Source organism: Streptomyces sp. NPDC102270 (assembly GCF_044766405.1).
In the GTDB taxonomy this organism is placed as follows: Bacteria; Actinomycetota; Actinomycetes; order Streptomycetales; family Streptomycetaceae; genus Streptomyces.
In genome coordinates this window covers 1-22,628 of record NZ_JBIWLX010000022.1, presented here as the reverse complement: position 1 = coordinate 22,628, position 22,628 = coordinate 1, and the positions used below count along the sequence as shown (strand labels likewise).

20 protein-coding genes and 1 pseudogene are annotated in these 22,628 nt (G+C 69.4%); 12 read left to right on the top strand and 9 right to left on the bottom strand.

Features of this window, described 5'->3' with window-relative positions; all coding sequences use genetic code 11:
* Positions 1-21 precede the first annotated feature (21 nt).
* Together ACIRP7_RS37170 and ACIRP7_RS37165 are read left to right on the top strand one after the other, a co-directional pair.
* On the top strand, positions 22-1,149 hold the full coding sequence (locus tag ACIRP7_RS37170) for an acyl-CoA dehydrogenase family protein (RefSeq protein WP_403668768.1): 1,128 nt from the start codon (positions 22-24) through the stop codon (positions 1,147-1,149).
* A complete protein-coding gene (locus ACIRP7_RS37165) occupies positions 1,146-1,544 on the top strand; it encodes a RidA family protein (RefSeq protein ID WP_403668766.1) in 399 nt (132 codons plus the stop codon). The genes ACIRP7_RS37170 and ACIRP7_RS37165 overlap by 4 nt, the downstream gene beginning before the upstream one ends.
* 146 nt (positions 1,545-1,690) lie before the next feature.
* Here ACIRP7_RS37165 and ACIRP7_RS37160 read toward each other — a convergent pair whose 3' ends face one another.
* Positions 1,691-1,885, bottom strand: coding sequence for a DUF5999 family protein (locus ACIRP7_RS37160; RefSeq protein ID WP_403668764.1), 195 nt, complete (start codon positions 1,883-1,885; stop codon positions 1,691-1,693).
* Between the two features lie 241 nt (positions 1,886-2,126).
* Here ACIRP7_RS37160 and ACIRP7_RS37155 point away from each other — a divergent pair, with 241 nt between their 5' ends.
* The gene (locus tag ACIRP7_RS37155) at positions 2,127-2,555 is read left to right on the top strand and encodes a DUF6299 family protein (RefSeq protein ID WP_403668761.1); all 429 of its coding nucleotides are present in this window, start codon (positions 2,127-2,129) and stop codon (positions 2,553-2,555) included.
* Positions 2,556-2,582: 27 nt separating this feature from the next.
* On the opposite strand, the gene ACIRP7_RS37150 is transcribed toward ACIRP7_RS37155, so the two are convergent.
* The 4 genes from ACIRP7_RS37150 to modA form a co-directional block, all read right to left on the bottom strand.
* On the bottom strand, positions 2,583-2,762 hold the full coding sequence (locus ACIRP7_RS37150) for a hypothetical protein (protein WP_359029004.1): 180 nt from the start codon (positions 2,760-2,762) through the stop codon (positions 2,583-2,585).
* 466 nt (positions 2,763-3,228) lie between these two features.
* Complete coding sequence (locus tag ACIRP7_RS37145; RefSeq protein ID WP_403669138.1) at positions 3,229-4,323, bottom strand: ABC transporter ATP-binding protein; 1,095 nt, start codon at positions 4,321-4,323, stop codon at positions 3,229-3,231.
* Between the two features lie 20 nt (positions 4,324-4,343).
* Complete coding sequence (gene modB, locus ACIRP7_RS37140) at positions 4,344-5,213, bottom strand: molybdate ABC transporter permease subunit (RefSeq protein ID WP_403668758.1); 870 nt, start codon at positions 5,211-5,213, stop codon at positions 4,344-4,346.
* Positions 5,210-6,046, bottom strand: a complete 837-nt coding sequence (modA, locus tag ACIRP7_RS37135) for a molybdate ABC transporter substrate-binding protein (RefSeq protein WP_403668756.1) — start codon at positions 6,044-6,046, stop codon at positions 5,210-5,212. Before modA ends, modB begins: the two co-directional genes overlap by 4 nt.
* A 209-nt stretch (positions 6,047-6,255) precedes the next feature.
* Between modA and ACIRP7_RS37130 the strand changes: the two are divergent.
* Positions 6,256-6,946 (top strand): annotated as a pseudogene (locus ACIRP7_RS37130) (M24 family metallopeptidase).
* Positions 6,947-6,964: 18 nt separating this feature from the next.
* On the opposite strand, the gene ACIRP7_RS37125 reads toward ACIRP7_RS37130, so the two are convergent.
* Positions 6,965-7,360 (bottom strand): helix-turn-helix transcriptional regulator, encoded by a 396-nt coding sequence (locus ACIRP7_RS37125; protein ID WP_352382141.1) that lies wholly within the window; start codon positions 7,358-7,360, stop codon positions 6,965-6,967.
* A 554-nt stretch (positions 7,361-7,914) separates the two neighbouring features.
* Between ACIRP7_RS37125 and ACIRP7_RS37120 the strand changes: the two genes are divergently transcribed.
* Both ACIRP7_RS37120 and ACIRP7_RS37115 read left to right on the top strand, forming a co-directional pair.
* On the top strand, positions 7,915-8,544 hold the full coding sequence (locus tag ACIRP7_RS37120; RefSeq protein WP_403668753.1) for a ScbR family autoregulator-binding transcription factor: 630 nt from the start codon (positions 7,915-7,917) through the stop codon (positions 8,542-8,544).
* 364 nt (positions 8,545-8,908) lie between these two features.
* Entirely contained in the window at positions 8,909-11,791 is a 2,883-nt protein-coding gene (locus ACIRP7_RS37115) for an AAA family ATPase (protein WP_403668750.1), read from the top strand.
* Between the two features lie 71 nt (positions 11,792-11,862).
* Here the strand turns inward: ACIRP7_RS37115 and ACIRP7_RS37110 are convergent, their stop codons facing one another.
* From ACIRP7_RS37110 to ACIRP7_RS37100, 3 genes are all read right to left on the bottom strand, one after another.
* On the bottom strand, positions 11,863-12,612 hold the full coding sequence (locus ACIRP7_RS37110; protein ID WP_403668747.1) for a thioesterase II family protein: 750 nt from the start codon (positions 12,610-12,612) through the stop codon (positions 11,863-11,865).
* A 147-nt stretch (positions 12,613-12,759) separates the two neighbouring features.
* Positions 12,760-14,232, bottom strand: coding sequence for an MFS transporter (locus ACIRP7_RS37105; RefSeq protein WP_403668744.1), 1,473 nt, complete (start codon positions 14,230-14,232; stop codon positions 12,760-12,762).
* Between the two features lie 174 nt (positions 14,233-14,406).
* On the bottom strand, positions 14,407-15,918 hold the full coding sequence (locus ACIRP7_RS37100) for a GMC family oxidoreductase (protein ID WP_403668741.1): 1,512 nt from the start codon (positions 15,916-15,918) through the stop codon (positions 14,407-14,409).
* A 277-nt stretch (positions 15,919-16,195) separates the two neighbouring features.
* Here ACIRP7_RS37100 and ACIRP7_RS37095 point away from each other — a divergent pair, with 277 nt between their 5' ends.
* From ACIRP7_RS37095 to ACIRP7_RS37070, 6 genes are all read left to right on the top strand, one after another.
* On the top strand, positions 16,196-16,921 hold the full coding sequence (locus tag ACIRP7_RS37095) for a TetR/AcrR family transcriptional regulator (protein ID WP_403668738.1): 726 nt from the start codon (positions 16,196-16,198) through the stop codon (positions 16,919-16,921).
* Positions 16,922-17,194: 273 nt separating this feature from the next.
* The gene (locus ACIRP7_RS37090) at positions 17,195-17,539 is read left to right on the top strand and encodes a hypothetical protein (protein WP_403668736.1); all 345 of its coding nucleotides are present in this window, start codon (positions 17,195-17,197) and stop codon (positions 17,537-17,539) included.
* Between the two features lie 183 nt (positions 17,540-17,722).
* Complete coding sequence (locus ACIRP7_RS37085) at positions 17,723-19,432, top strand: acyl-CoA dehydrogenase family protein (RefSeq protein WP_403668733.1); 1,710 nt, start codon at positions 17,723-17,725, stop codon at positions 19,430-19,432.
* Between the two features lie 34 nt (positions 19,433-19,466).
* Positions 19,467-20,741 carry a cytochrome P450 gene (locus ACIRP7_RS37080; RefSeq protein ID WP_403668730.1) on the top strand — a complete coding sequence of 425 codons (1,275 nt, stop codon included), beginning with the start codon at positions 19,467-19,469 and terminating at the stop codon, positions 20,739-20,741.
* Positions 20,742-20,774: 33 nt separating this feature from the next.
* Positions 20,775-22,022: a cytochrome P450 gene (locus ACIRP7_RS37075; RefSeq protein ID WP_403668727.1), complete on the top strand. Its 1,248-nt coding sequence runs from the start codon at positions 20,775-20,777 to the stop codon at positions 22,020-22,022.
* Positions 22,023-22,080: 58 nt separating this feature from the next.
* Positions 22,081-22,431 carry a nuclear transport factor 2 family protein gene (locus ACIRP7_RS37070; protein ID WP_403668724.1) on the top strand — a complete coding sequence of 117 codons (351 nt, stop codon included), beginning with the start codon at positions 22,081-22,083 and terminating at the stop codon, positions 22,429-22,431.
* The last annotated feature ends 197 nt before the right edge of the window (positions 22,432-22,628 follow it).

Sequence of the window (22,628 nt, the reverse complement as noted above, 5' to 3'; positions counted from 1 at the left end):
GTCGACGAGAGGGGACCGGCAATGCCCGCATTCTCACTCGAACCGTCACAGACCGCCCGGTGCGCGGAGCTGCGTGCCCTCGCCGAGGAACGGCTGCGCCCGCTCGCGGAGAAGGGCGAGCCGGGACAGGTGAACCGTCCGCTGATCGCCGAGCTCGGTCGACTGGGCCTGCTGGAGCGGCTGTTCACCTCCGGGGCCCTCGACCTCTGTCTGATGCGGGAGTCCCTCGCGTACTCCTGCACGGAGGCGGAGACGGCCCTCGCCCTCCAGGGTCTCGGCGCCCACCCCGTCCACGCCCACGGCACCCCGGCCCAGCGGGAGCGCTGGCTGCCGGCGGTCGGCGACGGCGGCGCGGTGGCCGCGTTCGCGCTGAGCGAGCCGGGGGCGGGGTCGGACGCGGCGGCACTGTCCCTGTCCGCGGTCCCCGACGGCCCCTCCCGCTGGCGGCTGACCGGGAAGAAGTGCTGGATCTCCAACGCCCCCGAAGCCGATTTCTACACGGTCTTCGCCCGGACCACCCCCGGCGCCGGAGCCCGTGGAGTGACCGCCTTCCTCCTGCCCGCCGACCGCCCCGGTCTCACCGGCACCGCCCTCGACATGCTCTCCCCGCACCCCATCGGCGCCCTCGCCCTCGACGCCGTGCCTGTGAGCGACGACGACGTCCTCGGTGAGGTCGACCGCGGTTTCCGGGTCGCCATGGGAACCCTCAATCTCTTCCGGCCCAGCGTCGGCGCCTTCGCGGTCGGCATGGCGCAGGCGGCGCTGGACGCGACCCTCGCGCACACCGCCCGGCGGGAGGCCTTCGGCGGCAGGTTGAAGGACCTCCAGAGTGTCGCCCACACGGTCGCCGAGCTGGCCCTGCGCACGGACGCGGCCCGCCTCATGGTGTACGCGGCGGCGACGGCGTACGACGAAGGCGCCCCGGACGTGCCCAAGCGGGCGGCGATGGCGAAGCTGCTGGCCACCGAGACGGCGCAGTACGTCGTCGACACCGCGGTCCAGCTGCACGGCGCGCGCGCCCTCCAGCGCGGACATCTGCTGGAGCACCTGTACCGGGAGGTGCGCGCCCCGCGCATCTACGAAGGGGCGAGCGAGGTGCAACGGGGCATCATCGCCAAGGAGTTGTACGCGAACCTGGAGGCCTCGTGAGCGCCGAGCGCATCAACCCGCCCGAACTCTCCCCACCCACCGGCTTCTCGCACGCGGTCGTCGCCACCGGGTCCCGGGTGGTCTTCCTGGCGGGGCAGACGGCCCTCGACGCCGACGGCAAGGTGGTGGGCGACTCCCTGCCGGAGCAGTTCGAGAAGGCACTCGTCAATCTCCTGACCGCCCTCGCCGCCGCCGGCGGTACCCCGTCCGACCTCGCCCGGGTCACCGTCTACGCCACCGACATCACCGCCTACCGCGCCCATGTCCGTGAACTGGGCCGTATCTGGCGGGAGTTGGCGGGCCGTGACTATCCCGCCATGGCCGTCGTCGAGGTCGTGCGGCTGTGGGACGACCAGGCAGCGGTGGAGCTCGACGGGTTCGCGGTGCTGCCGTAGTGTCGCCGAGCTGCCGGCGACCTCGTTCAGAGGCGGTGTCGTCCTTCGAGTGGCCGCCCCGGGGGCCTTCGTCGATCGCTGCGGCCATCCAGCGGGGGTGCGCATCCTCGACAAGCCCCCGCTCGCGCATCCGCGGTGCCGCGGAATCAGGCGGCGACGGCCAGCTCTCCGGTCGGCACCCGGTGCGGGGCGACGATCCGGCCGTCGGGAAGCAGCTCGCCGGTGTCGTCGAAGACGATCGCGCCGTTGCACAGCAGGTTCCACCCCTGCTCGGGATGGGCGGCGACGATGTGCACGGCGGTGTTGTCGGACGAAGCGCACGAAGACTGGTGAGAACACATGGCGCACCTCCACATTGTTGGACCGTCCCTGTGGGGGCCGTATCCGTATGGGTAGACCATGCTCCCGTCGCGGACTCATCGGAACGGTCCGACGTGAAGCGTGACAACACGCGGACAACTCTCGGACGGTTCCACGACGCTCGGTGCGGACTCGCCACCGAAGGAGTGACGGTCACGGCTGTCCGGGCGTGTACCCGGTAGCAGTGGAGGCCCTCACTCCATCATCCGGGAGGTACCCCCCATGCCTGTTCGCCTCGTTCTCACCGCCGCTGCCGGTGCCGCGCTGTTCCTGCTGGCCGCCCCCGCACTGCCCGCGAGCGCCGATCCGTCCGAGACCGTCACCGTCGACCCCGTCGGCCGTATCGCCGAGGACGGCACCGTGACCCTGTCCGGCACCTACCGCTGCACCGGCGGTACGGGCCCCGTGTTCGTGAGCTCCTCCGTGGACGGGCGCTCCTCGTCGGTGCGGTACGGCATCGGCGGAACCCACGCGGAGTGCGACGGCGTGGAGCACCACTGGGAGAACACGGGCAAGGTCACCTCGGGCGCGCTCGAACCGGGTGCGATCCACGTCGAGGCCACCCTCATGGAACTCAGCCTCCAGAGCGGTCTCCCGTTGCCCCGCTTCCACGCCGCCGAGCAGCGGGACATCACGCTGACGAAGGGCTGAGCACGGCCCACGCTCCCCACGGGGCGGTCAGCGCACGAGTGTGATCTCCGGCGGCCACAGCACACCCTCGGCCAACAGCAGGGCGGGACCGAGGTGTTGAGGGCACACGACCAGCGGTGGCCGGGCGTGGCAGGCGATCTGGAAACGGGCGCGGGCCCCGCACTCCTCTCCGTCCCGCGGACCGGAGTGCCGGCTCGCGCACCGCAGCGCGGGCGGGGTGTCCCCGGCGGTCACCGCAGGACCGCCCGGACGTCGGAACCGTGTTCGAGGGTGGCCAGGGCCATGGTCTCCTCCTTCGGGCCGGCGGCCGGGAGCGGGCCGGGCGGACGCACCACGCAGGCATTCACCCTAGGAACGCGCAGGCCGGACGGCCTGCCCGGAAGGCCCGTACGAGTGAGACGGGAGCGGCGGCTCCACCGAGCCGGCCGGCTGGACAGGCGCCGGTCACGTCTCCGCACCGGTCAGGTGTGCGCGGCGGTCACGTGTCCAGCCCGCCGGTCGGTCGTGTCGTAACTGGGCCGATACCCCCGTTGAGCCGTTCAGGTGGGCGCGGATCGTCCGCGGGCGCACACCGCGCCGGGCCGGGTTCGTCGGTCCGCAGGGCCGAGGGGTGGATTCGTCCGGTCACCGCGGTGGCAAGGGTGCCCGCGCGGCCCCGCACCTCCGGGCCTCCTCAGACCGGATACGCGTGCGTCTGCGCCGCCTTCACCGCCGCCCAGACCTCCGCGCCCGGGTGCAGGTCGAGCTCCGCGGCGGCCACCGTCGTGAGGTCCGCCACGAGGGGGAGTTCGCCCGTGAGGTCGGCGCGGATCTGGTCGCCGTGGGTCTCCAGGCCGACGACCTCGCACCGCCAGTGGTTGCGGGCGCTGGAGCCGGTGGGCGGTTCGCGGTGGAGGGTCACGGCGCTCGGCGGGAAGGCCACGAAGACAGGGCCCGTGAGGTCTTCCGTGGTGGTGAGCGCGGGCCCCGCCTCCAGGCGGACCGTGTGCCCCTCGGCCTCGCCCCGGTAGAGGTTCAGGCCGACCAATCGGGCGATGTAGTCGGTACGGGGGTGGCGGGCGATGTGGGAGGGAGCGCCTTCCTGGACGACCGTGCCGTGTTCGACGACCACGAGGCGGTCGGCGAGGACCATGGCGTCGAGCGGATCGTGCGTGACGAGTACGGCCACGGCCTCGAACTCCGCCAGGTGGCGCCGGAGTTGGGCCCGAACCTCCAGACGGGTGCGGGCGTCGAGGGCGGCGAGGGGCTCGTCGAGGAGCAGCAGCCGGGGGCGGGTGGCCAACGCCCTCGCCAGCGCGACGCGTTGGGCCTGCCCGCCGGACAACTTGCGGGGCTTGGCTGCCGCGTGGGCCGCGAGACCCATACGGTCCAGCCACTCGGCGGCTCGTGCGCGGGCCGCCGCCTTGCTCGCGCCCTGGCAGCGCGGCCCGAAGGCGATGTTGTCCAGGGCGCTGAGGTGCGGGAAGAGCAGATAGTCCTGGAAGACGACGCCCACCGGGCGGGACTCCGGCGGCGTACGCTCCAACGCGGCGCCGTCCAGCCGTAGATGACCGTCGGTGAGCGGGGTCAGCCCAGCCAGCGCGCGCAGGGCGGTGGTCTTCCCGGCACCGTTCGGGCCCAGCAGGGCGACGACCTCGCCGGGGGCGACGGTCAGGGACACATCGAGCCGGAAGGCTCCGCGGTCCACGACGAGACGGGCGTCGAGACCGCCGGGGGCGGCGGGCGCGTCCGGTGTCGCGTCGGGGGCGGGGCGGGGCTTCTCGGTCATCCGGCTGTCGTCCAACGGTGTCATCCTGCTGTCATCCAACGGTCGCGCAGTCCCGCCAGTACCGCCACGGACACGGCCAGCAGGACCAGGCTGAGGGCGATGGCCGCCTCCGGGTCGCTCTGGAGGGCGAGGTAGACGGCCAGCGGCATGGTCTGGGTGCGGCCGGGGAAGTTGCCGGCGAAGGTGATCGTCGCGCCGAACTCGCCCAGCGCCCGTGCCCAGGCCAGCACCGCGCCCGCCGCGATACCCGGCGCGATCAGCGGGAGGGTGACCCGGCGGAACGCGGTGAAGCGGGAGGCCCCCAGGGTCGTCGCCGCCTCCTCGTAGCGCGGGTCGGCGGCCCGCAGGGTGCCCTCCACGCTGATGACGAGGAACGGCATCGCGACGAACGCCTCCGCGACCACGACCCCGGCGGTGGTGAAGGGCAGTGTGATCCCGAACGAGGCGTCCAACCACTTCCCGACGACCCCGTTGCGGCCCAGCGCCATGAGCAGGGCGACACCGCCGACGACGGGTGGGAGGACCAGCGGCAGAGTGACCAGGGCACGGACCAGACCGCGGCCGGGGAACTCGACGCGGGCCAGCAGCCAGGCCAGCGGCACCCCCAGCACCAGGCTCACCGCGGTCGCGGCCGTGGCGCAGACCAGGGACAGCTGGAGCGCCTGCCACACCTCGGCGCCGGTCAGCTGCTCGGGCATGCTCCGCCAGGGCGCCCGTACGAGCAGGGCGATCAGCGGCACGATCAGGAACGCCAGACCCATCAGCGCGGGCACGAGGAGAGGCAATGGCACACCGCCGCCGCCGCCGACCGTCCGGACGCGCCGACGCCGCGGCCCGTCCCGGAGGGTCTCGGTCGCGGCATCGCCCCTGCTCGACGAGGGAACGGTCACGGCTTGAGGAACCCGGCCCCGGTCAGGACCCTCCGGCCCTCGGCGGACCGCACGAGCGCGATGAACGCCTTCGCGGTGGCCGTGTTCCGGGCGCCCTTGAGCAGGGTGATCGGGTAGGCGTTGACGGCGTCGGCGGACTCGGGGAACTCCACGCCCTCCACCTTGTCACCCGCCGCGCGCACATCGGTCCTGTAGACGACGGCCGCGTCGGCCTCCTTCAGCTCGACCTTCGTCAGCGCGGCCTTGACGTCCTGCTCGTAGGAGACCGGGGTCAGCTTCAGCTTGCTCGCGTCGAGGGCCTTCTGCGCGGCGGCGCCGCAGGGCACCTCCTTGTCGCACAGCACGACCTTCAGGTCCTTGTCCGTGAGGTCCTTCAGCGACGTGACCTCGTCCGGGTTGCCGGGCAGCGTGGCGATCTCCAACTGGTTGCGCACGAAGGTCGCGGGTGTGCCGGAGGCGTCCCCGGCGTCCGTGACGATCTTCATCGTCCTGGGGCTGGCGGACGCGAACACGTCCGCCGGCGCCCCACCGGTGATGCTCGCGGCGAGCGAGTCACTGCCCCCGAAGCTGAAGGTGACCCGGGTGCCGGGGTGGTCCTGCTCGAACCGCTTGCCCAGGGCCGTGAAGCTCTCCTGGAGGGAGGCGGCGGCGAAGACGGTCACCGTGCCGGAGAGCCGGTCCGAGGCGGAGGAGCCCGACTGAGCGGTCGAGGAGTCCGAGTCGGACGACGAGCAGGCGGTCAGGGCCAGCAGCGCGGCGGCGCCTGCACCGGCCACCTGCAAGGACCGGCGGGTCCGCCGGGCCTGGCGGGTCCGGAGCACGGTAGGGATCATCACGGGTCCACTTCCTCTGGTCCTGACGGACACGACCTGGTCGTCACGGGCACATGCCGATCATCATGACGCAGATACAAGGGCAAAGTCACCTGTCACATCGCATAAGCCGGATGCCTGATCCATCAGGTTGGCATGTGCGTTTGTACGGCAGGCGGCTCGATGAATGGTGTTGCCGCCGGTTGACCCGGGTGATTACGGTCGGCCCCATGGCGGATGACGAACCCACGCGCGCGGCGAAACTGCTGGACGCCCAGGCGAAGGCGGAGCGGCTCTTCGCGGAGATCGGGGAGCGCGGGCTGGTCGCGCCGGGCGCGGGGGAGCAGGCGGTCAGCGACCGGATCCGGGACCTGGCGAACGACCTGTTCGGCACCACCCGGCACTGGCACAAGCAAATCGTGCGCTCCGGGCCGAACACGCTCAAGCCGTACCGGGAGAACCCGCCGGACCGCGTGATCGGCGTGGACGACATCGTCTTCGCGGACTTCGGCCCGATCTTCGAGGAGTACGAGGCCGACTTCGGCCGCACCTTCGTCCTGGGCGACGACCCTGCCAAGCACCGCCTCCGCGACGACCTCCCGAAGATCTTCGCCGCGGGCCGCAGCCGCTTCGAGGCCGACCCGGACATCACCGGCACGCGCCTGTACGCCGAGATCGAGCACCTGGCGAACCAGGTCGGGCTGGAAGCTGGGAGGCTGGCACGCCGGCCACCTGGTCGGCGAGTTCCCGCACGAGTGGATCGACGGCGCCGACGTGGAGTCGTACATCACCCCCGCCAACGACACCCCGCTGCGCCGCACCGACAGGGCCGGACGCCGCTGTCACTGGATCCTGGAGATCCATCTCATCGACGAAGAGCGGGAGTTCGGCGGCTTCCACGAGGAACTGCTCACCCTCTGACCCGGGCGGTGGCCGTGCTCAGGTGCGATCGATGTGCACGTTCGTCGACTTCACCCGGGCGGTGGCCTCCACCCCGACCTCCAGGCCGAGTTCCTCCACGGCCTCCCGCGTCAGCAGCGACACGAGCCGGTGCGGGCCCGCCTGGATCTCCACCTGGGCCGCGACATCGCCGAGCTTCACCGCGGTGACGATGCCGGGGAAGGCGTTGCGGGCGGAGGTGTGGGAGGTCTCCTCCTCACCGCCGTCCCCCTTGGCCAGCTCCACGGAGAAGGCGGCCAGGTCCCTCCCGTCGATGAGGCGCCGACCGCTGTCGTCCCGGTGGGTGGGGACCCGCCCGGCGTCCGCCCACCGCCGCGCGGTGTCGGGGCTGACGCCGAGCAGCCGTGCGGCCTGGCCGATCGTGTAGGACTGCATAGCCGCCAAGATAAGCGCCCTCGCGTCAGGCGGCGCAGCCGACCCGCGTCGTGCGGCGCGCAGCGTCACGGCCGGGCCGCGGCCGCCGCCACTTCGGCGTGATCGGAACCCACTCCCGCTGTTTCCTGAGACAGATTCCGATCTCCGCCGTCGGAGGGATACGAGGCGTGTTCAGGGACCCCGTGGATTTGCCGCCGGATCCTGAGCGGCTGTGCCCCCGGCTCCCCCCGGTGCTGCTCAGTGGAGCGCGAATTACCCACAGTACCTTTCGCCGGTGACTCGCTGCCGTCACTCATTCGGAAATCGCAACGTCGGGGGACCGATCAAGGGCCGGTAATACACCGCGATCCCCGACCTCATGGGAAGGGGCTCTGACCTGCCGTCCTCCCCGACACCAGCCCTCGCTGCTGCGTGGTCGTGAAGGCGACAGAGCGGCAGGAGATCAAGCCAACGGGAGCGATATTTGGTCGGATTTTCCAAATGTTGACATGCGGACGCCCCGTCGAGCGCAGTCTTCACGAAGGGAAAATCATCTTTCGGGGAGGTTCTCATTCATGGCAAGGAAACTCCGTGCTGAGCAGACGCGCGCTACGATAGTCAAGGCGGCTGCTGAACTGTTCGACAGACATGGTTACGAATCGGCGAGCCTGCGGGACATTGTGACCCGTGCGAATGTCACGAAGGGTGCCATGTACTTCCACTTCGCGACGAAGGAAGATTTGGCTCACGCCGTAATGGATCTGCAGCACAACTGTCTTTCGCGAGCGCTGGCAGACATTGATCGCAGTGGTTACTCCTCGCTCGAAGCCCTGATTCGGGGGACCTTCGAAATGGCCGGGCAGACCGGCCGGTGCTCCGTCGCCCGTGCAGGACTCCGGCTCGCCATGAGCGGAGTTGCGCTGAGCCGTCCGCTGCCCGATCCGGTCGACGACTGGATGGAGAACGTCGCCGAGAGGCTGGCCGCCGCCAGGAGGGAGGCCGACCTCGACGCGGACGTCGAGGTCGAGAGCGCGGCCCGTGCGCTCGTGTACTTCCTCGTCGGGAGCCGCGCGGCCGGATCCGCGAGTGGGTCGGCGCACGAGATGGGCCGGGAAGTGGCCGAAATGTGGCGGTTCATGATCCGTGCGACGGTGCCGGAGATCCACCGTCGGCGTTACCTCGAACTGGTCGCCGCGCTCGAATAGCAAGCGGAATATTTTATTCCGACAAGCCGACCCTCCACTTCCTCGCATACTTTTAATCAAAACGTAAAAGATTCGACATGTGCTTGTGTGCACACATTGCCTACCCCATTCATGTGACGCAATTCACTGAATGATGTGGTGCGCTCCACGGCTGTGGGGGTGGTCGGCGGACCTGGGGGGAAGTCCTCGCAGCCGACACCGTGTTCGAAATGTCGACCCTTGGTGAGTTCGCGACTCTTGGTCAGGTAAGGACAAGATCAATTCTTGTTGACAAGCCGCTCGCCCGGTATTTCAATGGTGAAGTCGTGCCGGGAGGCGTCTGCGTTCTGACGTCCCCACTCGTCTACAGGGGGAATGAACGAGTATGACCGCGAGTAGCCTGTCCAAAAACTTCCTTGAACTTCCCGAGCGGCAAGTGGTCTCGTATGAGCTACCGGAGCGAATCAGGTTACTGGACGCACTGCGCGGCATGTTCGAGGAGAGTAGGAGGGGCGCCGGCCGGGTCGCAATTGTCTATGGCCCGGTGGGGTGCGGGAAGACGGAACTGCTGAACGATTTCGCCGCAGAGGTCGATGCGAATGAAGGGCTCTATCTGGGAGCGTCCGCTTCCCGGCCCGAACGGACGGTTCCTTTTGGCCTCTTGGCGCACCTGTTGCACAACGACAAGATCACGCCCCAGCTGAGGGCGAGGGCCGCCCGATGGGCCGGCGAGGCACAATCCGACTTGATCAACCGCAACTCCCCGGACGCGTCCGGAAACGACGTGGCCCCGCAGATCTTCCATGAGATGTGCATGACGCTGCTCGACGTCGTCGAGGAGGCGCGGCGCCCGGTGGTACTCGGTGTCGACGACGTGCACTATGCCGACATTGCCTCACTTCGCTGCCTTTCGTACGTCGTTCGCAGGCTGCGGTCGTCGCAGTTGCTCATCGTGCTGAACGAATCGCCCCACTCCCGACGCCTCGCGACGCTGTCCGAGGCGGAATTGCCGGCCGAGCCGCTCGTGCGTTTCCTGAAGCTGCCGTTGCTTTCCCCGCAAGGTGTCGAGGAAGTGATGGCCCGGCATCTGGGGCGTGTGGCGGCTCAGGCGTTGTCCGCCGACGCCTACCGCGTCACCGGTGGGAATTCCGCCCTGCTGCACGGACTCATCGAGGACAACCGCGGCACAGTGGAGCCCACTGCACCGGTGTTCCGGGTGGCCGACGGGTTCGGGCAGGCCCTCACGAGTTGCCTCTTCCGCTGTGAGCCCGAGGTCCTGCAGGTGAGCCGGCAGCTGGCCGTCCTGGAGGACGCGCCGTCCCTGCCGGTGCTTGCCCAACTCACCGGGCTGGACCAGGAGACCACCACGCAGACCTTGGACCTCTTGCGGGAGACGGGCTTTGTCTCCGGGGGACTGCTTCGGCACCCCTACGCCAACAGTGTCGTCCTGGGTGGTATGACGTCGGAGCAGCGGGCCGACCTCCAGGTCAACACGGCCAACGTCCTCTTCAAGAACGGCTTCTCGGCGATCACCGTCGCGGGCCACCTGCTCGGGGCGAGCCGTGTGGACACCGACTGCGCCATCCCGATCCTCCACGAGGCCGCTCAGCAGGCGCTGGCAGCAGGGAAGCTGGACTTCGCCCTGGACTGCCTGCGTATCGCACTCCAGTACGACGTCGACGAACAGCGCAAGGCGACCACCATCGCGATGATCGTCCGAGTGACCTGGCGCCGGGAACCCTACGCGGCGTATCGACGGGTCGGCGGGCTGATCGAGGATGCGCGGGCGGGCCGACTCTCGGGATGGCACGCGACCTCCGTCATCGATGCGTTGACCTGGTTCGGACGCCCTCAGGAAGCGATCGAACTGCTGGTCCGTGAGTCCAAGGCTGCGCTGGAGACGCACGACCTGGTGACGGCGTCCCACCTCGAAGCGTGCAAGGCCTGGCTCGAGACGATCTATCCGGGCCGTGGCGATGAACGAGCGTGGGGCACCCCGCAGATCGACGAGCTGACCGCAGGCAGTGTCTCGCCGGAGGCCTGGGCCAGGGGACGCGCCGCCGAGATGTTCCGCCGCAATCTGGCCGTGCCGCCCGACGCCGCGCAGGTGACCGAAGCGCAGCAGGCCCTGCGGCACTACACCATGGGTGACGGTTCGGCTCCGCTGCTGCTGGTCGCCCTGTACACGCTGATGTACGCGGAACGGCTTCAGGAAGCCGACGAATGGGCCGAAGAGCTGATCACCCAGACGCGGAAGGCCTCGCTCACCACTTGGCACGCCATGTTCCGCTCGGCACGGGCCGAGATCCTCCTGCGTCAGGGAGAGCCGGCATCCGCCGAGCGTGAGGTCGAACAGGCCATGGCTCTGCTTCCCGCGAGGAACTGGGGCATCATGCTCGGCCTGCCGCTCAGTACGATCCTGCACGCGAACGCCCTGACGGGGCATGTCAGCGCGGTGCTGGAGGACGCGCAGTCCGCGCTGCCGCAGGCCATCTTCGAAACGCCGTACGGCATGCGCCTTTTGCGTGCTCGCGGTCATCGGTATCTGGCGTCGGGGCAGGTTCCGGCGGCTCTGGACGACTTCCAGGCCGCCGGTGAACTCGCCGAGCGGCTGGGTCTGGACAATCCGGTGGTGCTTCCCTGGCGTTCGAGTGCGGCCCAGGCGCTGATACGTCTCGGCAATCGCAAGCAGGCCCGGGTCCTCTTGGCCGAGCAGTTGCGCAGATGCGGTCCCGAGCATCCGCGTACCCATGCCGAGACACTGCGGGTGCTGGCCGCGGCCAACGCGCTGGACGATCGGCCCAGGCTGCTCACCAAGGCGTCCGAGTATCTGCAGATGTGCCAGGCTCCGCTCGAACTCGCGTTTGTTCTCCATGACCTCGGATGGGCGTGGCAGGAACAGGGGCAGTACAGCAAGGGCCGCCAGATTCTGCGCCGAGCCTGTGTGATGGCGGAACAGCGCGGCGTACGGATCCCGTCCCTGACCCTGATGCGACCGAGCGGGGACGAGCGGAGCCGGAGCCCGCAGCCCACCGCGCAGGGGGTGTCCACCACGGAGCCCCTGAGCGATGCCGAAATGCGCGTTGCTCAGCTCGCCGTCGGCGGTTACAGCAACCGGCAGATCGCCGGCCGGCTGTTCGTGACGGTGAGCACGGTGGAGCAGCATCTGACCCGGATCTACCGCAAACTCAACATAAGGCGACGTACCGATCTCGTAGGTGCCCTTCAGGCGGCCGAACCGATGAAGCGCGACGAACTGGCCAGCTAGCGCCTGAGCCGACGGGACGGACTGGGCCCTTTGGGAGCAGAAACGCTTCTGCTCCCAAAGGGCCCAGGGGTTCAGAGGGTCTCGAGCACTGCCGCGGCCACCGCCCCGGTGTTCTCGTCCAGGTAGAAGTGACCACCGTCGAACAGCCGGACGTCGGCGCCTTTGGTGGTGTGGCCCTCCCAGGCGCGGGCCTCCGGCAGCGGGGCGAGGTGATCGGACCCTCCCACGAAGACCGACACGGGGCAGGTGAGCCGGGCGCCTGCCGGCACGGGCGCGTAGGTCTCCACCGCTCGGTAGTCGGCCCGCACGATGGGAAGTACGAGCGCGCGCAGCTCGGGATCGTCGAGTACTCCCGCCGCTGTGCCGCCCAGTGTGTTCAGCTCGGCGATCAGGCCCGCGTCGTCGAGCAGATGGACCCGTTCGTCCCGGCCGACGGACGGGGCCCGCCGGGCCGATGCGAACAGCCGCACCGGCCCCTGGGGTGTCAACTGCTCGAAGCGACGGGCCACTTCGAAGGCGACGATCGCCCCCAGGCTGTGGCCGAAGAAGGCGAACGGCCCCTCCAGCTCACGGCGCAGGGCCGCGAAAGCGGCATCGGCGAGTGCGGGAACGCTGTCGAGAAGCGGTTCGTGGCGTCGGTCCTGCCGGCCCGGGTACTGCACGGCCAGCGTCTCGACTCGGGGTGCCAGGGACTGGGCCAACGGCCGGAAGTACGCCGCGGACCCGCCGGCGTGGGGGAAGCAGACGAGTCGCAACTCGCTGTCCTGTGTTGCCACGAAGCGGCGGGTCCAGGAACTCTGGGCTTCTGCGCTGACCTGCATGTCATCGACCTCTTGGTCAGGGACGGCGGGTGGTGGTCCGGGTTCGCGGCGTGTGCCGCGCCTCGCGCGAGGGCGGGGCCGTGGCCGGCCGGGGGATTTTGTCCGGCCACGGCCCCGCGTTTGTGGTGCCGCCGGCGGCTCGCGTGGTCAGTGGGAGACGGCACCGATCTCGTCGGTCTGGCCGGCCGGCCGGTCGGCGGCCGGCTCGGGGGCGCCACCCGGCTTCTTGAGCGTGAAGGCGAGCAGACCGCCGACGACCGCCGCCACACCGCCTACCCATGTCGCCGTGCGCAGACCGTCCGCGACGGCCGAGACGGTCGGAGTGACGTCGGAGTTGAGGTCCAAACCCGCGTTGGCGATGGCCACCAGGACGGCGAGACCCGCGGCACCGCCGATCTGCTGCGAGGCGTTGGCGAGCGCGGATGCGATTCCGGCCTCGCTCGGGTCGACCCCGGACGCGGCGCAGATGAACATCGCCGGGAAGGTGACGCCGCCGCCGACACCCCAGATGGCCAGGCCGATCAGGATCTGCCAGAAGGAGGCATCGGTGGTCATCGCCACCGCGAGGACGATCATCCCCACACCGTTGATGACCATGCCGACGAAGAGCGTGGTACGCGGTCCCCACTTGCCGAGCAAAATGCCGGTGATCTTCAGCGAGGCGAACATCGAGATGATGGTGAGCGGCAGGAAGGCGAGGCCCGCCTCCAGGGCGTCGTAGCCGAGCACGTCCTGCACGTAGTTGGTGAACAGGTAGTACGAGCCCGAAAGCGCGCTCTGGAAGACGAGGATGATCAGGATCGCCGTCACCAGGCTGCGGTTGCGAAACAGTCGCATCGGCGCCAGCGGGACCCGGGTCTTGCTCTCCACCAGCGCGAAGACGGCGAGGAGCACTACGCCGGCGACGATCGAACCGGCCCCGCGCAGCGAGCCCCAGCCCGCCTCCGGGCCGCTGACCAGGCCGAGGACCAGGAGCGAGGAACCCGCGGTGGCGAGCAGGGCGCCGGGGACGTCGAAGCTGGCGTCGCTGCCGGAGCGCTCGTCCGTGGGCAGGATCGACGGGGCGGCCACGGCGGCCAGCAGGGCCATCGGGACCAGGATGAACAGCACCCACTCCCAGCCCCAGGCGTTGGTGAGCAGGCCGCCGAGCAGGGCGCCCGCCGCCAGGCCGCCGCTGCCGCAGGCACCCCAGACGGCCAGCGCACGGTTGCGCTCGGCGCCCTCCTCGAATCGGGTGTTCACCAGCATCAGCGTGGCCGGCGAGAGCAGTGCGCCGCCGATGCCCTGGACGGCGCGGGCGGCGATCAGTACGCCGGGATCCTCGGCGAGACCGCCGACGAGACAGGCCAGACCGAACACGACGGCGCCGAGGACGAAGATCCGGCGGCCACCCAGCCGGTCGACGAGTCGACCGCCGAAGAGAAGGAGGCCGCCGAAGGCGACGGCGTAGGCGCTGACCACCCACTGGAGCGACTGGGCGGTAAAGCCGAGCGCACTGCCGATATCGGGCAGAGCGACATAAACGATGTTGTAGTCAGCGGCAACGATGAACTGGGCGAACGCCAGCAGTGCGAGCATCAGCCCGGATTTGTGCCGGTTCTTGGGGACGGTGTCAACCACGACAGGGCTTCCTTCTGTCACTGGGCCGGTGCGCACTGTGGGCCCGGCAGCGATGAGCGACGCGTCGTTAGTACACGGTGTTCAATAACAACACGGTGGAGTTTGACTCAACGGTGCTCGGCTGTCAAACGGTGTCGGGGGCAAGCGAGTTGGGCCTGGCCCCGGGGGGTGCGATCAGGTGCGGGCGGTCTTGATGCGGTCCGCCATCCGCTCGGCCATCATCAGGACGGTCAGCAGCGGATTGCCTCGGATGACCTCGGGCATGACCGACTGGTCGATGACACGCAGTCCCTCGACGCCGAGGACGCGGCACTCGGGGTCGACGACCGTGGTCGGCTCGTCCGGCGCACCCATCCGGGCCGTCGTCGCCACGTGGTGGCTGGCGAACGTCACCTTCGGCAGTTCCTCGGCGGACGGCAGCTCCGGCCTGTCGGTCAGGACGGCCGCGAAAGCCGGGCGATGGATCAGCTCGTCGACCCGCTCCAGGGCGTCCTTCGCGCGCAGTGCGTCACTCTGCTCGGTGAGCATGCGCATCTCCACGAACGGCCCCGTGAGCGGATCGCGCGACGTGAAGTTCAGCCTGCCGCGGCTGACGGCGTGCATCTGCCAGATGCACACACCGGGAATGCCGAGCCAGCCGTTGTTCGGGATGATCATCATGTCATTGGCGCCGGCGTCGGCGAGACCCGACGAGTAACGCCAAGTGACGTTCACGGTACGGCCGTAGGGGCTCGCGGCCTTCTCCGGCGGAATGGGCAGGGCGAGAACGATGAAGGGGTGCTCGGTGAGTTCCTGGCCGACCGGGAGATCCGCGACCTGGTCCACGCCGAGCGTTGCCAGGTCCGCCGTGGTGCCGATGCCCGAGCGCACGAGGAGAGCGGGGGAGAGGGCGCCGCCGGCCGAGAGGATCACCTCGCCCCCGCGGGCCACCGGGATGGTCTCCCCGTTCACCAGCCTGACTCCGGTGGCCCGCTTTCCGCCGGGTGCGAAGGTGACGGTGTCGACCGGTGCCTCGCCCCGGACTGTCAGGTTGGCGCGCCCGCGCGCGGGCTCCAGGTATCCGTCGTTGGCGGCCACGCGCCTGCCGTCCCGGATGTGCATGGCGAAAGGGGAAAGGCCGGTCGCGTCCGGCGCGTTGGTGTCGTCGTGCCAGTCGACACCCAGATCCAGCGCGGCGTCACGGAAGGCGATGTCCGCGCCGCCCCAGTTCTCCTGGGGCTCACGGTAGATGGGCAGCGGACCGCCCCGGCCGTGGTACGGGGCATCGGGGAAGTCGAGGTCGTCCTCCAACTTCCGGTAGTACGGCAGGACTTCGTCGAACGACCAGCCCTGCGCGCCCTGCGCCACCCAGCGGTCGAAGTCGTCGCGCACGCCGCGGATGGAGAAGAGGCCGTTCACCTGCGAAGTGCCCCCGACGCCCCGGCCCGCCTGGAAGGGGATCGGATCCAGGCCGGGGTGGATCCGGGTCTGCAGACCGTGCCACCAGAAGTCGGGCTGCGCGGCCATGTCCAGATCGAATTGACGACCGACAAAATTCTGCGGCCGGTCTGCCGGGCGAATGTCCTTGCCTGCCTCCAGCAGGAGTACGTTCGCCGACGAATCCTCCGAGAGTCTGGCCGCGAGAGCCGACCCCGCGGCGCCGGCTCCGACGATGATGTAATCCCATTCGATAGTCGAATTGACCATTTTCAGCCTTTCCTGAATGTGCAGGAGAGCGGAGTTCGGCAATGCCGGCCGGTCCTTCGCACGATTTGGCTCGCTATTCCGCCAGTCGACGGTATGGGGCGGCGCACCCCTAGCGGCAACCCCTAGATCGGGCCCGGGTGGACGTCCGGGGCTGAGATCCGACAGGGGGTGTATGAGCGGCAACGGGCCAGGCCAGGGCTCATACGGCCGACAGTGACTACACGTCGCTCAAAAACTGATCGGCAGTGGCCGAACTTTACGCTGTTAGGATGGCGTCATGGCAGACCCGAAACCGAGCAGGCGAGAACGCCTCCGTGCAGAGGCCGCCCAGGAGATCAAGACGATCGCGCTGAAGCACATGGCGGAGAACGGCACGGCGGCCGTGTCCCTGCGCGCGATCGCTCGCGAGATGGGGATGACCGCCGGCGCGATCTACAGCTACTACGACACGCGCGACGACCTGATCACGGCCTTGGTCGCCGATGTGTACAACTCCCTGGCGCAGGCGCTGGAGGATGCCGTCGCCGCCGCGTCCGAGGGGCCGGTCGGCCAGGTGATGGCATACGGCCAGGCCTACCGGAGTTGGGCGGTGGCCAATCCGCAGGAGTTCCGTCTTGTGTACGGCGACCCCGCGCCGGACTACCAGGTGCCCCTGTGCGGTCCCGCCGCCGAGGCCGAACACCGCGCCTGCACGGCACTCACCGGCGTCGTGGTGACGGCCTGGCCGTGGGCCCAGCGGCTGCACGCCGACGAGCACTACACCTGGGACGACTACGACCCCGAGTTCATCAGGACCGTGCGTTCGGTCTTTCCCGATCTGCATCCGGCGGCCGTGGCGCTCGCTATGCGGTTGTGGGGGCGTCTGCACGGGCTCGTCTCATTGGAGATCTACGGCCATCTGCGGCCCCAGGTCCAGGATCCGGCCAAGCTCTATCACGCGGAGCTGGTCGACCTGACGCATCTGCTGGGCCTCACGGCTCCCGTGCCGGCCGTGGGCGGCTGAGGCCTCGTCGGTTCTGGGACGTAGGTAGCGCCGGGCCACACCTTCGGGTGTGGCCCGGCGCTTTTTCATGCCCTCTTTCCGGTCAACCGGGCCAAAAATCAACCCACTTGACAGTGAACGGCGTTCCGCTACTGTTGGGCGTGGCACAACTGAACGGCGTGTAGTCGTTGACTGTCAGACGTGCTTCAGACCCGTGGCCGTGATGCCCGGGGGCCCGTGGTGGCGATCCGTCCCGCGGGGTTTTTTTACCTGTTATTCGGAAGGACTCTCCCCATGAGCGATGTCACGCAGATCGTCGAGACCTATTTCAAGGCGTGGAACGACTTCGACGCCGAGAGCCGTAAGGCCACCCTTGAATCGATCTTCGCCAAGAAGGCCAGGATCATCGACCCCGACTGGGTCGCCGACGGGGTGGACGCCATCGTGGAGGCCATCGGTGCCGCTCGTGGGAAGCTCGGTGACCTGCCGCTCGACCTGACCACGGTCATCGGCTCCCACAACGACGCCGTGCTCTACACCTGGCACCTCGGCCCTGCCGCCGAGCCGATCGCCACGGGCTATGGCGTGCTGCAGCTGAGCGACGGGGTCATCGACCTGGCGTACAACTTCTTCGGCTGATCTCCTCGGGGCCGCCGGCCCATGGTGCTCGCCCAGTATGGGCCGGACGCGTTCTGCGCGTCCGGCCCATTCGGCTTTTCCCCTGGTTATAGGGGTCGGGCCCGGAAGAACTGGGGTTGGCGATAGGGGGCACGCGTCATTAGCTTTTCGAGTGCCGCGCGTCGACCGAAAGAGGATTCTCCGATGACCGCCGCACCGCTCGACAGTGAGACCGCCCCCCACTCCTTTCTTACGGATTTGTCGACGGGCAGTCTCGACTGGAACAGTTGGCGAGAGTTTCCCCGGCAGAGCCGGACCGAGAAGGCGCTCGGCGACCGGCTGGTCGCCGAGGCCGACGAGTTCTTCGCCCTGCGCGTCGACGCCGCGCAGGTGGACGACACCCGCCTTCTGCCCGACGGGCTCCTCGACGACCTCCAGGAACGCGGCTACCTCAGGCTGGTGGTCCCTCCGGAACTCAGCGGCCACGGTCTGTCGCCCTACAACTGCTTTCGCCTGATCGCCCAGGCCTGCGCTCACTCCGTGGCCGTCGGACAGATCCTGGCCATCCAGAACGGCGTCGGCGCGGCGGCGATGCTCCCGGCCCTGCCGCCCGGCCCGCTGCGGGAGTTCGTGAGCCAACGGCTGTCCGCCGGCACCGTCTCCGGTTTCGGCGACACCGACCGTGCCGGGCAGAACAACACCCGCCCCACCCTCACCGCGACACCGGTGGACGGGGGCTATCTGTTGCGCGGCGAGAAACTCTTCACCGGCAACGGGCCGGTGGCCGACCTCCTCGCGGTGTCCGCGACCCTGCCCGGCGACAACGGCCCCAAGGTCGGCGCCTTCTTCCTGGACACCAGCAGCCCCGGTTTCTCCGTTGGCTCCCGCGTGGAGTTCATGGGCAGCCGGGGACTGCCCAACGCGTCACTGCGCTTCGACGACGTACGCGTTCCAGCCGCCCAGGTGCTCCTCGATCCCGACGGCGACCACCTCCCCCCGCTGGTGGGACTGGTGGCGCTGCTCGGCCGTATCCACTTCACCGGCGCTCCCGCGATGGCGATCGCCAAAAACTGCCTCGCCTGGTCACGGGAGTTCATCGCCCGGCGTGTCGTGGACGGCCGCCCGCTCGGCGAGTACGACGAGATCCAGCGCACGGTCACGGCAACCCTCGCGGAGGTGTACGCGATGGAGTCGGCGGCCCGCTGGAGCCTGCTCACCGACGGCCTGAGCAACCGCTGGTTCGAACGGTTCCTCACCAAGAACCTGCTGGTCCGCGGGGCCTGGCGGACCGTCGACCGGACCGTGTCCCTCTACGGCGGGGAGGGCTTCGAGACCGTGGCGAGCAAGGTCCGGCGCGGCGCCGTTCCCGTACCGCTGGAACGCGCCTTCAGGGACGCCCGCGGTCTGCGCATCGCCGGCAACGTCGACTTCCAGCTGGACAACCAACTGGGCCGGATGCTGCTCGCGAGGTTCTACGCCGCCGCGCACACCGACGCAGGCGCTCCCGCGACGGCCGAGGAGAGCGCGGCCACCGGGCTGTCCCCGGCCAACCAGGACCATCTGCGGGCGGTGACCCGGCTGGTGGCCGACGTAAGGCACTTTGCCACCGACCTGGTGCGCCGCCACCCGGACCCCGAGCATCTCCACGCCAAGGAGCGCACCGTCGTTCTTCTTGGCCGCATCGCCGGCGAGCTCTTCAACGCCGTCGCCGTCCTGGCCCGAGCCGCGGCCGACGACCAGGTTGCGGACACCGAGCCGTGGCACCACCAGGAACTCGCCGACGTGCACTCCGTCGAGGCGCGCCACCGGCTCGCCGCACTGTTCGCGCGGCTGCGGACCGAGTCCGAGCCCGACCACGCCAAGATCAGCCGCCGCTGGCTGGCCGGCGCCCACGACCAGCTCGTCCGTCACTGAGCGGCGACGGACGGTGTGAAATCGAGAGGACCCCATGACGATCGACCCTGAACTCCCGGCGGTGCTGGACGGATTCGACCTGTCGGACCAGACCCGGTTCGCCGACGGCGTCCCCTACGACCTGTTTGCCCGGCTCCGTCGGGAGGCACCTGTCCTCTTCCACCCCGGCGGACGCACCGCGGACGGCGACGGATTCTGGGTCCTGACCCGGCACGCCGACATCGTGGCCGCCGCCGCGTCCCCCGACTTCTCCGCCCAGGGCGGCGGCGACCGCGCCGGCGGTGGCTCCCACCTGGACGACCTGCCCATCGGCGTCCACGCCGGAGTGCTGTTCGCCATGATGGACAACCCGCGCCACGATCTGATCCGGCGGCTGTTGCGTCCCGCCGTCACCGGCGAGGTGGCCCAGGGCCTGGCCGCCCCGCTTCGCGAGATCGCCGACGGTCTGCTGACCGGGGCACTGGCCCGGGGCGGCCGGGCCGACTTCATGAAGGACCTCAGCGAGCCCTACGCCCTGCGTGCCGTCTCCCTGCTGCTGGGTGCCCCCCGCGCGGACTGGGACCGGCTCGCGGACTGGGGACGCCTCAACCTCGGTTTCACCAACCGCCTGACCGGCTCGGTCGACGCCGGCTCGACCGAGGTCTTCCACGCCATGTCGGCGTACTTCAAGGACCTCTTGGACCGCAAGCGCGAAGAGCCCGCGCAGGATCTCGGCTCGGTCCTCGCCGCCGGCGCCATCGACGGTGGGCAGGGCGAGCCGCCGCTCACCGACCAGGAGCGGGACGCCAACGCCGTCCTCATCCTCATCACCGGCTTCGAACAGCCCCGCAACACCATTGCCGGCGGAGTTCTCGCCCTCGCGCAGCACCCCGACCAGTGGCAGGCACTGCGCAAGGATCGCTCGCTCCTGCCTCAGGCGGTCGAGGAGATCCTTCGCTGGGTGCCGCCCAACCCCTACAACCGGCGCACCGCCACCCGGGATGTCGTGCTCCATGGCCACCGCATCGCCGCGGGCGACAAGGTCACCTTCTGGTGGCCCTCGGCCAACCGTGACGAAGACGTCTTCGACAACGCGTCGGCCTTCGACATCAGCCGCAGCCACAACCCGCACCTCTCCTTCGGCACCGGCACCCACTTCTGCCTGGGCGACCAGGTGGCCCGCCTGGAGATCCGGCTCTTCCTGGAAGCCCTACTGGAAAAGGTGGCGGAGATCCGCCTCACCGGACCGGTCGTCCACGCCCCCAACAACAAGCACACCGTGATCCTCGACATGCCGGTGGAACTGGTTGCGACCTCCGCCGCCGGCTGACCGACCGATGCCATATCAGACGGGATACCTGACATGACCGAGACCGTGGAGACCGCGGCCACCGAGGACCTCCCGGAGGTCCTGCCCTACGATCCGTTCGACCCCGCCTTCCACTCCGACCCCTACCCCACCTACCGCAGGCTGCGCGCCACCGGCGGATCGGTGATCCGCACCGGTGCCGGCGTCGCCGTCCTCGGCTACCACGATGTCCACGCCGTGCTGCGCAACCCCAAGCTGGGCCGCGGAGAGGGCGCCGGTTACCAGGACACGCTGATACCCACGCCCGAAGGCCTCAGGCCCGCGGTGATGTTCATGGACCCGCCCGACCACACCCGCATCCGGGCGCTGGTCAACAAGGCCTTCACGCCGCGTGCCATAGAGCGGCTGCGCCGGCCCGCCGCGGAACTCGCGGCCAAGCTGGTCGCGGAGACGGCCAAGGAGACTGCTGCCCAGGGCTCCGTCGACCTCACTGCCAGACTGTTCCGGCCGCTCGGCGCTGGCGTGCTGAACATCCTCGTCGGTGTTCCCGAGAAGTACCTGGCCCAGTGCATCGAGTACGCCAACGACGCCGGGCGTGGACTGGACCCGGCCTACACCCTGTCGCCCGAAGCACTCGCCAACCGGCTCAAGGCCCGCGACGGTTACGTCGAAATCGCTCAGGAACTGATCGACGAGCGCCGCGCCCAGCCGGTCGACGACCTGATGAGCGAGCTCGTCCTGGCCGAGCAGGACGGCGAGCGACTCAACGAGATCGAGCTGCTCACCACGGTGGCGAACATCTTCCTTGCCGGATTCAGCGCGCCCCAGGCCGCGATGGGCCTGGCCGTGCTCTCCCTGCTGCGCCATCCCGACCAGCTGGAGTGGTATCGCAGCCACCCCGAGGAGGCGGTGGGTTCCGTCGAGGAGCTGATGCGCTACGACGCGTCCGTGCAGCTGATCAACCGGACCGCACTGCAGGACACCGAAGTCGGCGGGGTCCCGGTCAAGGCCGGCGAAGAGGTCTTCATGCTGCTCGGCGCGGCCAACCGAGACCCCGAGGCGTACCCGGATCCCGACCGTCTCGACCTGAGCAGGCGCGGCACCCGGAGCCTCGGGTTCGGGCACGGCATCCACTACTGCGTGGCCGCTCCGATCGCCAAGCTGGTTATCGAGGTCGTCCTCGACGCCCTCATCGAGTACGACGTCGAGCTGCAGACGCAGACCCCGCAGACCAACGGAGCCCTCGCGATCCGCAGCCTCGCCGAACTGCCGGTGGCGGTCCGACCCCGCACCACGTCCTGAAGGTCCTCAGGACGACTCCCGAAACCCGCGGCATCACAGAAACAAGGAGACCCGGCACGTGAGCAGTGACATCACCACCGTCGTGAAGAAGTACATCGAGACCTGGAACCTCGTGGACGGGGGCGAACGCAGGGCCGCGATCGAGGAGTTGTTCGCCGAGAACGTCGAGTACGTCGACCCGAACGTGCGGGCCGAGGGGTGGGCGGCGCTGGACGAGTACATCGCGGAGACCCAGAAGCAGCTTCCCGGCAGTGTCTTCTCGCTGGCGAGCGAAGTGAGCACACACCACGACCTGGGGCGGTTCACCTGGCAGGTCGGCCCGGCCGGCGGAGCACCGCTGGCCGTGGGATACGACTTCATCGCTGTGGAGAACGGGCGGGTGCGGCGGTTGTACGGGTTCTTCTCGTAGCGGGTCCTGCCCCGCCGAGCGGCAGCCGCTGAAACAGAGGACCGCCGGGCCGAACGGCCCGGCGGTCCTTCCGTCTTTCCGAACGGACCCACGTCCTGCGGGTCAGTCCTTGATCTCGCAGATCGCGGAGCCGGAGGTGATCGAGGTTCCGACCTCGGCGGACAGGCCCTTGATGGTGCCGGCCTTGTGTGCGTTGA

Excerpts from the sequence above, each read along its gene's own strand:
- ACIRP7_RS37170 (WP_403668768.1), top strand. The coding sequence starts at position 22 with ATGCCCGCATTCTCACTCGAACCGTCACAGACCGCCCGGTGCGCGGAG.
- ACIRP7_RS37160 (WP_403668764.1), bottom strand. The coding sequence starts at position 1,885 with ATGTGTTCTCACCAGTCTTCGTGCGCTTCGTCCGACAACACCGCCGTG.
- ACIRP7_RS37155 (WP_403668761.1), top strand. The coding sequence starts at position 2,127 with ATGCCTGTTCGCCTCGTTCTCACCGCCGCTGCCGGTGCCGCGCTGTTC.
- ACIRP7_RS37145 (WP_403669138.1), bottom strand. The coding sequence starts at position 4,323 with ATGACCGAGAAGCCCCGCCCCGCCCCCGACGCGACACCGGACGCGCCC.
- modA (WP_403668756.1), bottom strand. The coding sequence starts at position 6,046 with ATGATCCCTACCGTGCTCCGGACCCGCCAGGCCCGGCGGACCCGCCGG.
- ACIRP7_RS37125 (WP_352382141.1), bottom strand. The coding sequence starts at position 7,360 with ATGCAGTCCTACACGATCGGCCAGGCCGCACGGCTGCTCGGCGTCAGC.
- ACIRP7_RS37120 (WP_403668753.1), top strand. The coding sequence starts at position 7,915 with ATGGCAAGGAAACTCCGTGCTGAGCAGACGCGCGCTACGATAGTCAAG.
- ACIRP7_RS37115 (WP_403668750.1), top strand. The coding sequence starts at position 8,909 with ATGACCGCGAGTAGCCTGTCCAAAAACTTCCTTGAACTTCCCGAGCGG.
- ACIRP7_RS37110 (WP_403668747.1), bottom strand. The coding sequence starts at position 12,612 with ATGCAGGTCAGCGCAGAAGCCCAGAGTTCCTGGACCCGCCGCTTCGTG.
- ACIRP7_RS37100 (WP_403668741.1), bottom strand. The coding sequence starts at position 15,918 with ATGGTCAATTCGACTATCGAATGGGATTACATCATCGTCGGAGCCGGC.
- ACIRP7_RS37095 (WP_403668738.1), top strand. The coding sequence starts at position 16,196 with ATGGCAGACCCGAAACCGAGCAGGCGAGAACGCCTCCGTGCAGAGGCC.
- ACIRP7_RS37090 (WP_403668736.1), top strand. The coding sequence starts at position 17,195 with ATGAGCGATGTCACGCAGATCGTCGAGACCTATTTCAAGGCGTGGAAC.
- ACIRP7_RS37085 (WP_403668733.1), top strand. The coding sequence starts at position 17,723 with ATGACCGCCGCACCGCTCGACAGTGAGACCGCCCCCCACTCCTTTCTT.
- ACIRP7_RS37080 (WP_403668730.1), top strand. The coding sequence starts at position 19,467 with ATGACGATCGACCCTGAACTCCCGGCGGTGCTGGACGGATTCGACCTG.
- ACIRP7_RS37075 (WP_403668727.1), top strand. The coding sequence starts at position 20,775 with ATGACCGAGACCGTGGAGACCGCGGCCACCGAGGACCTCCCGGAGGTC.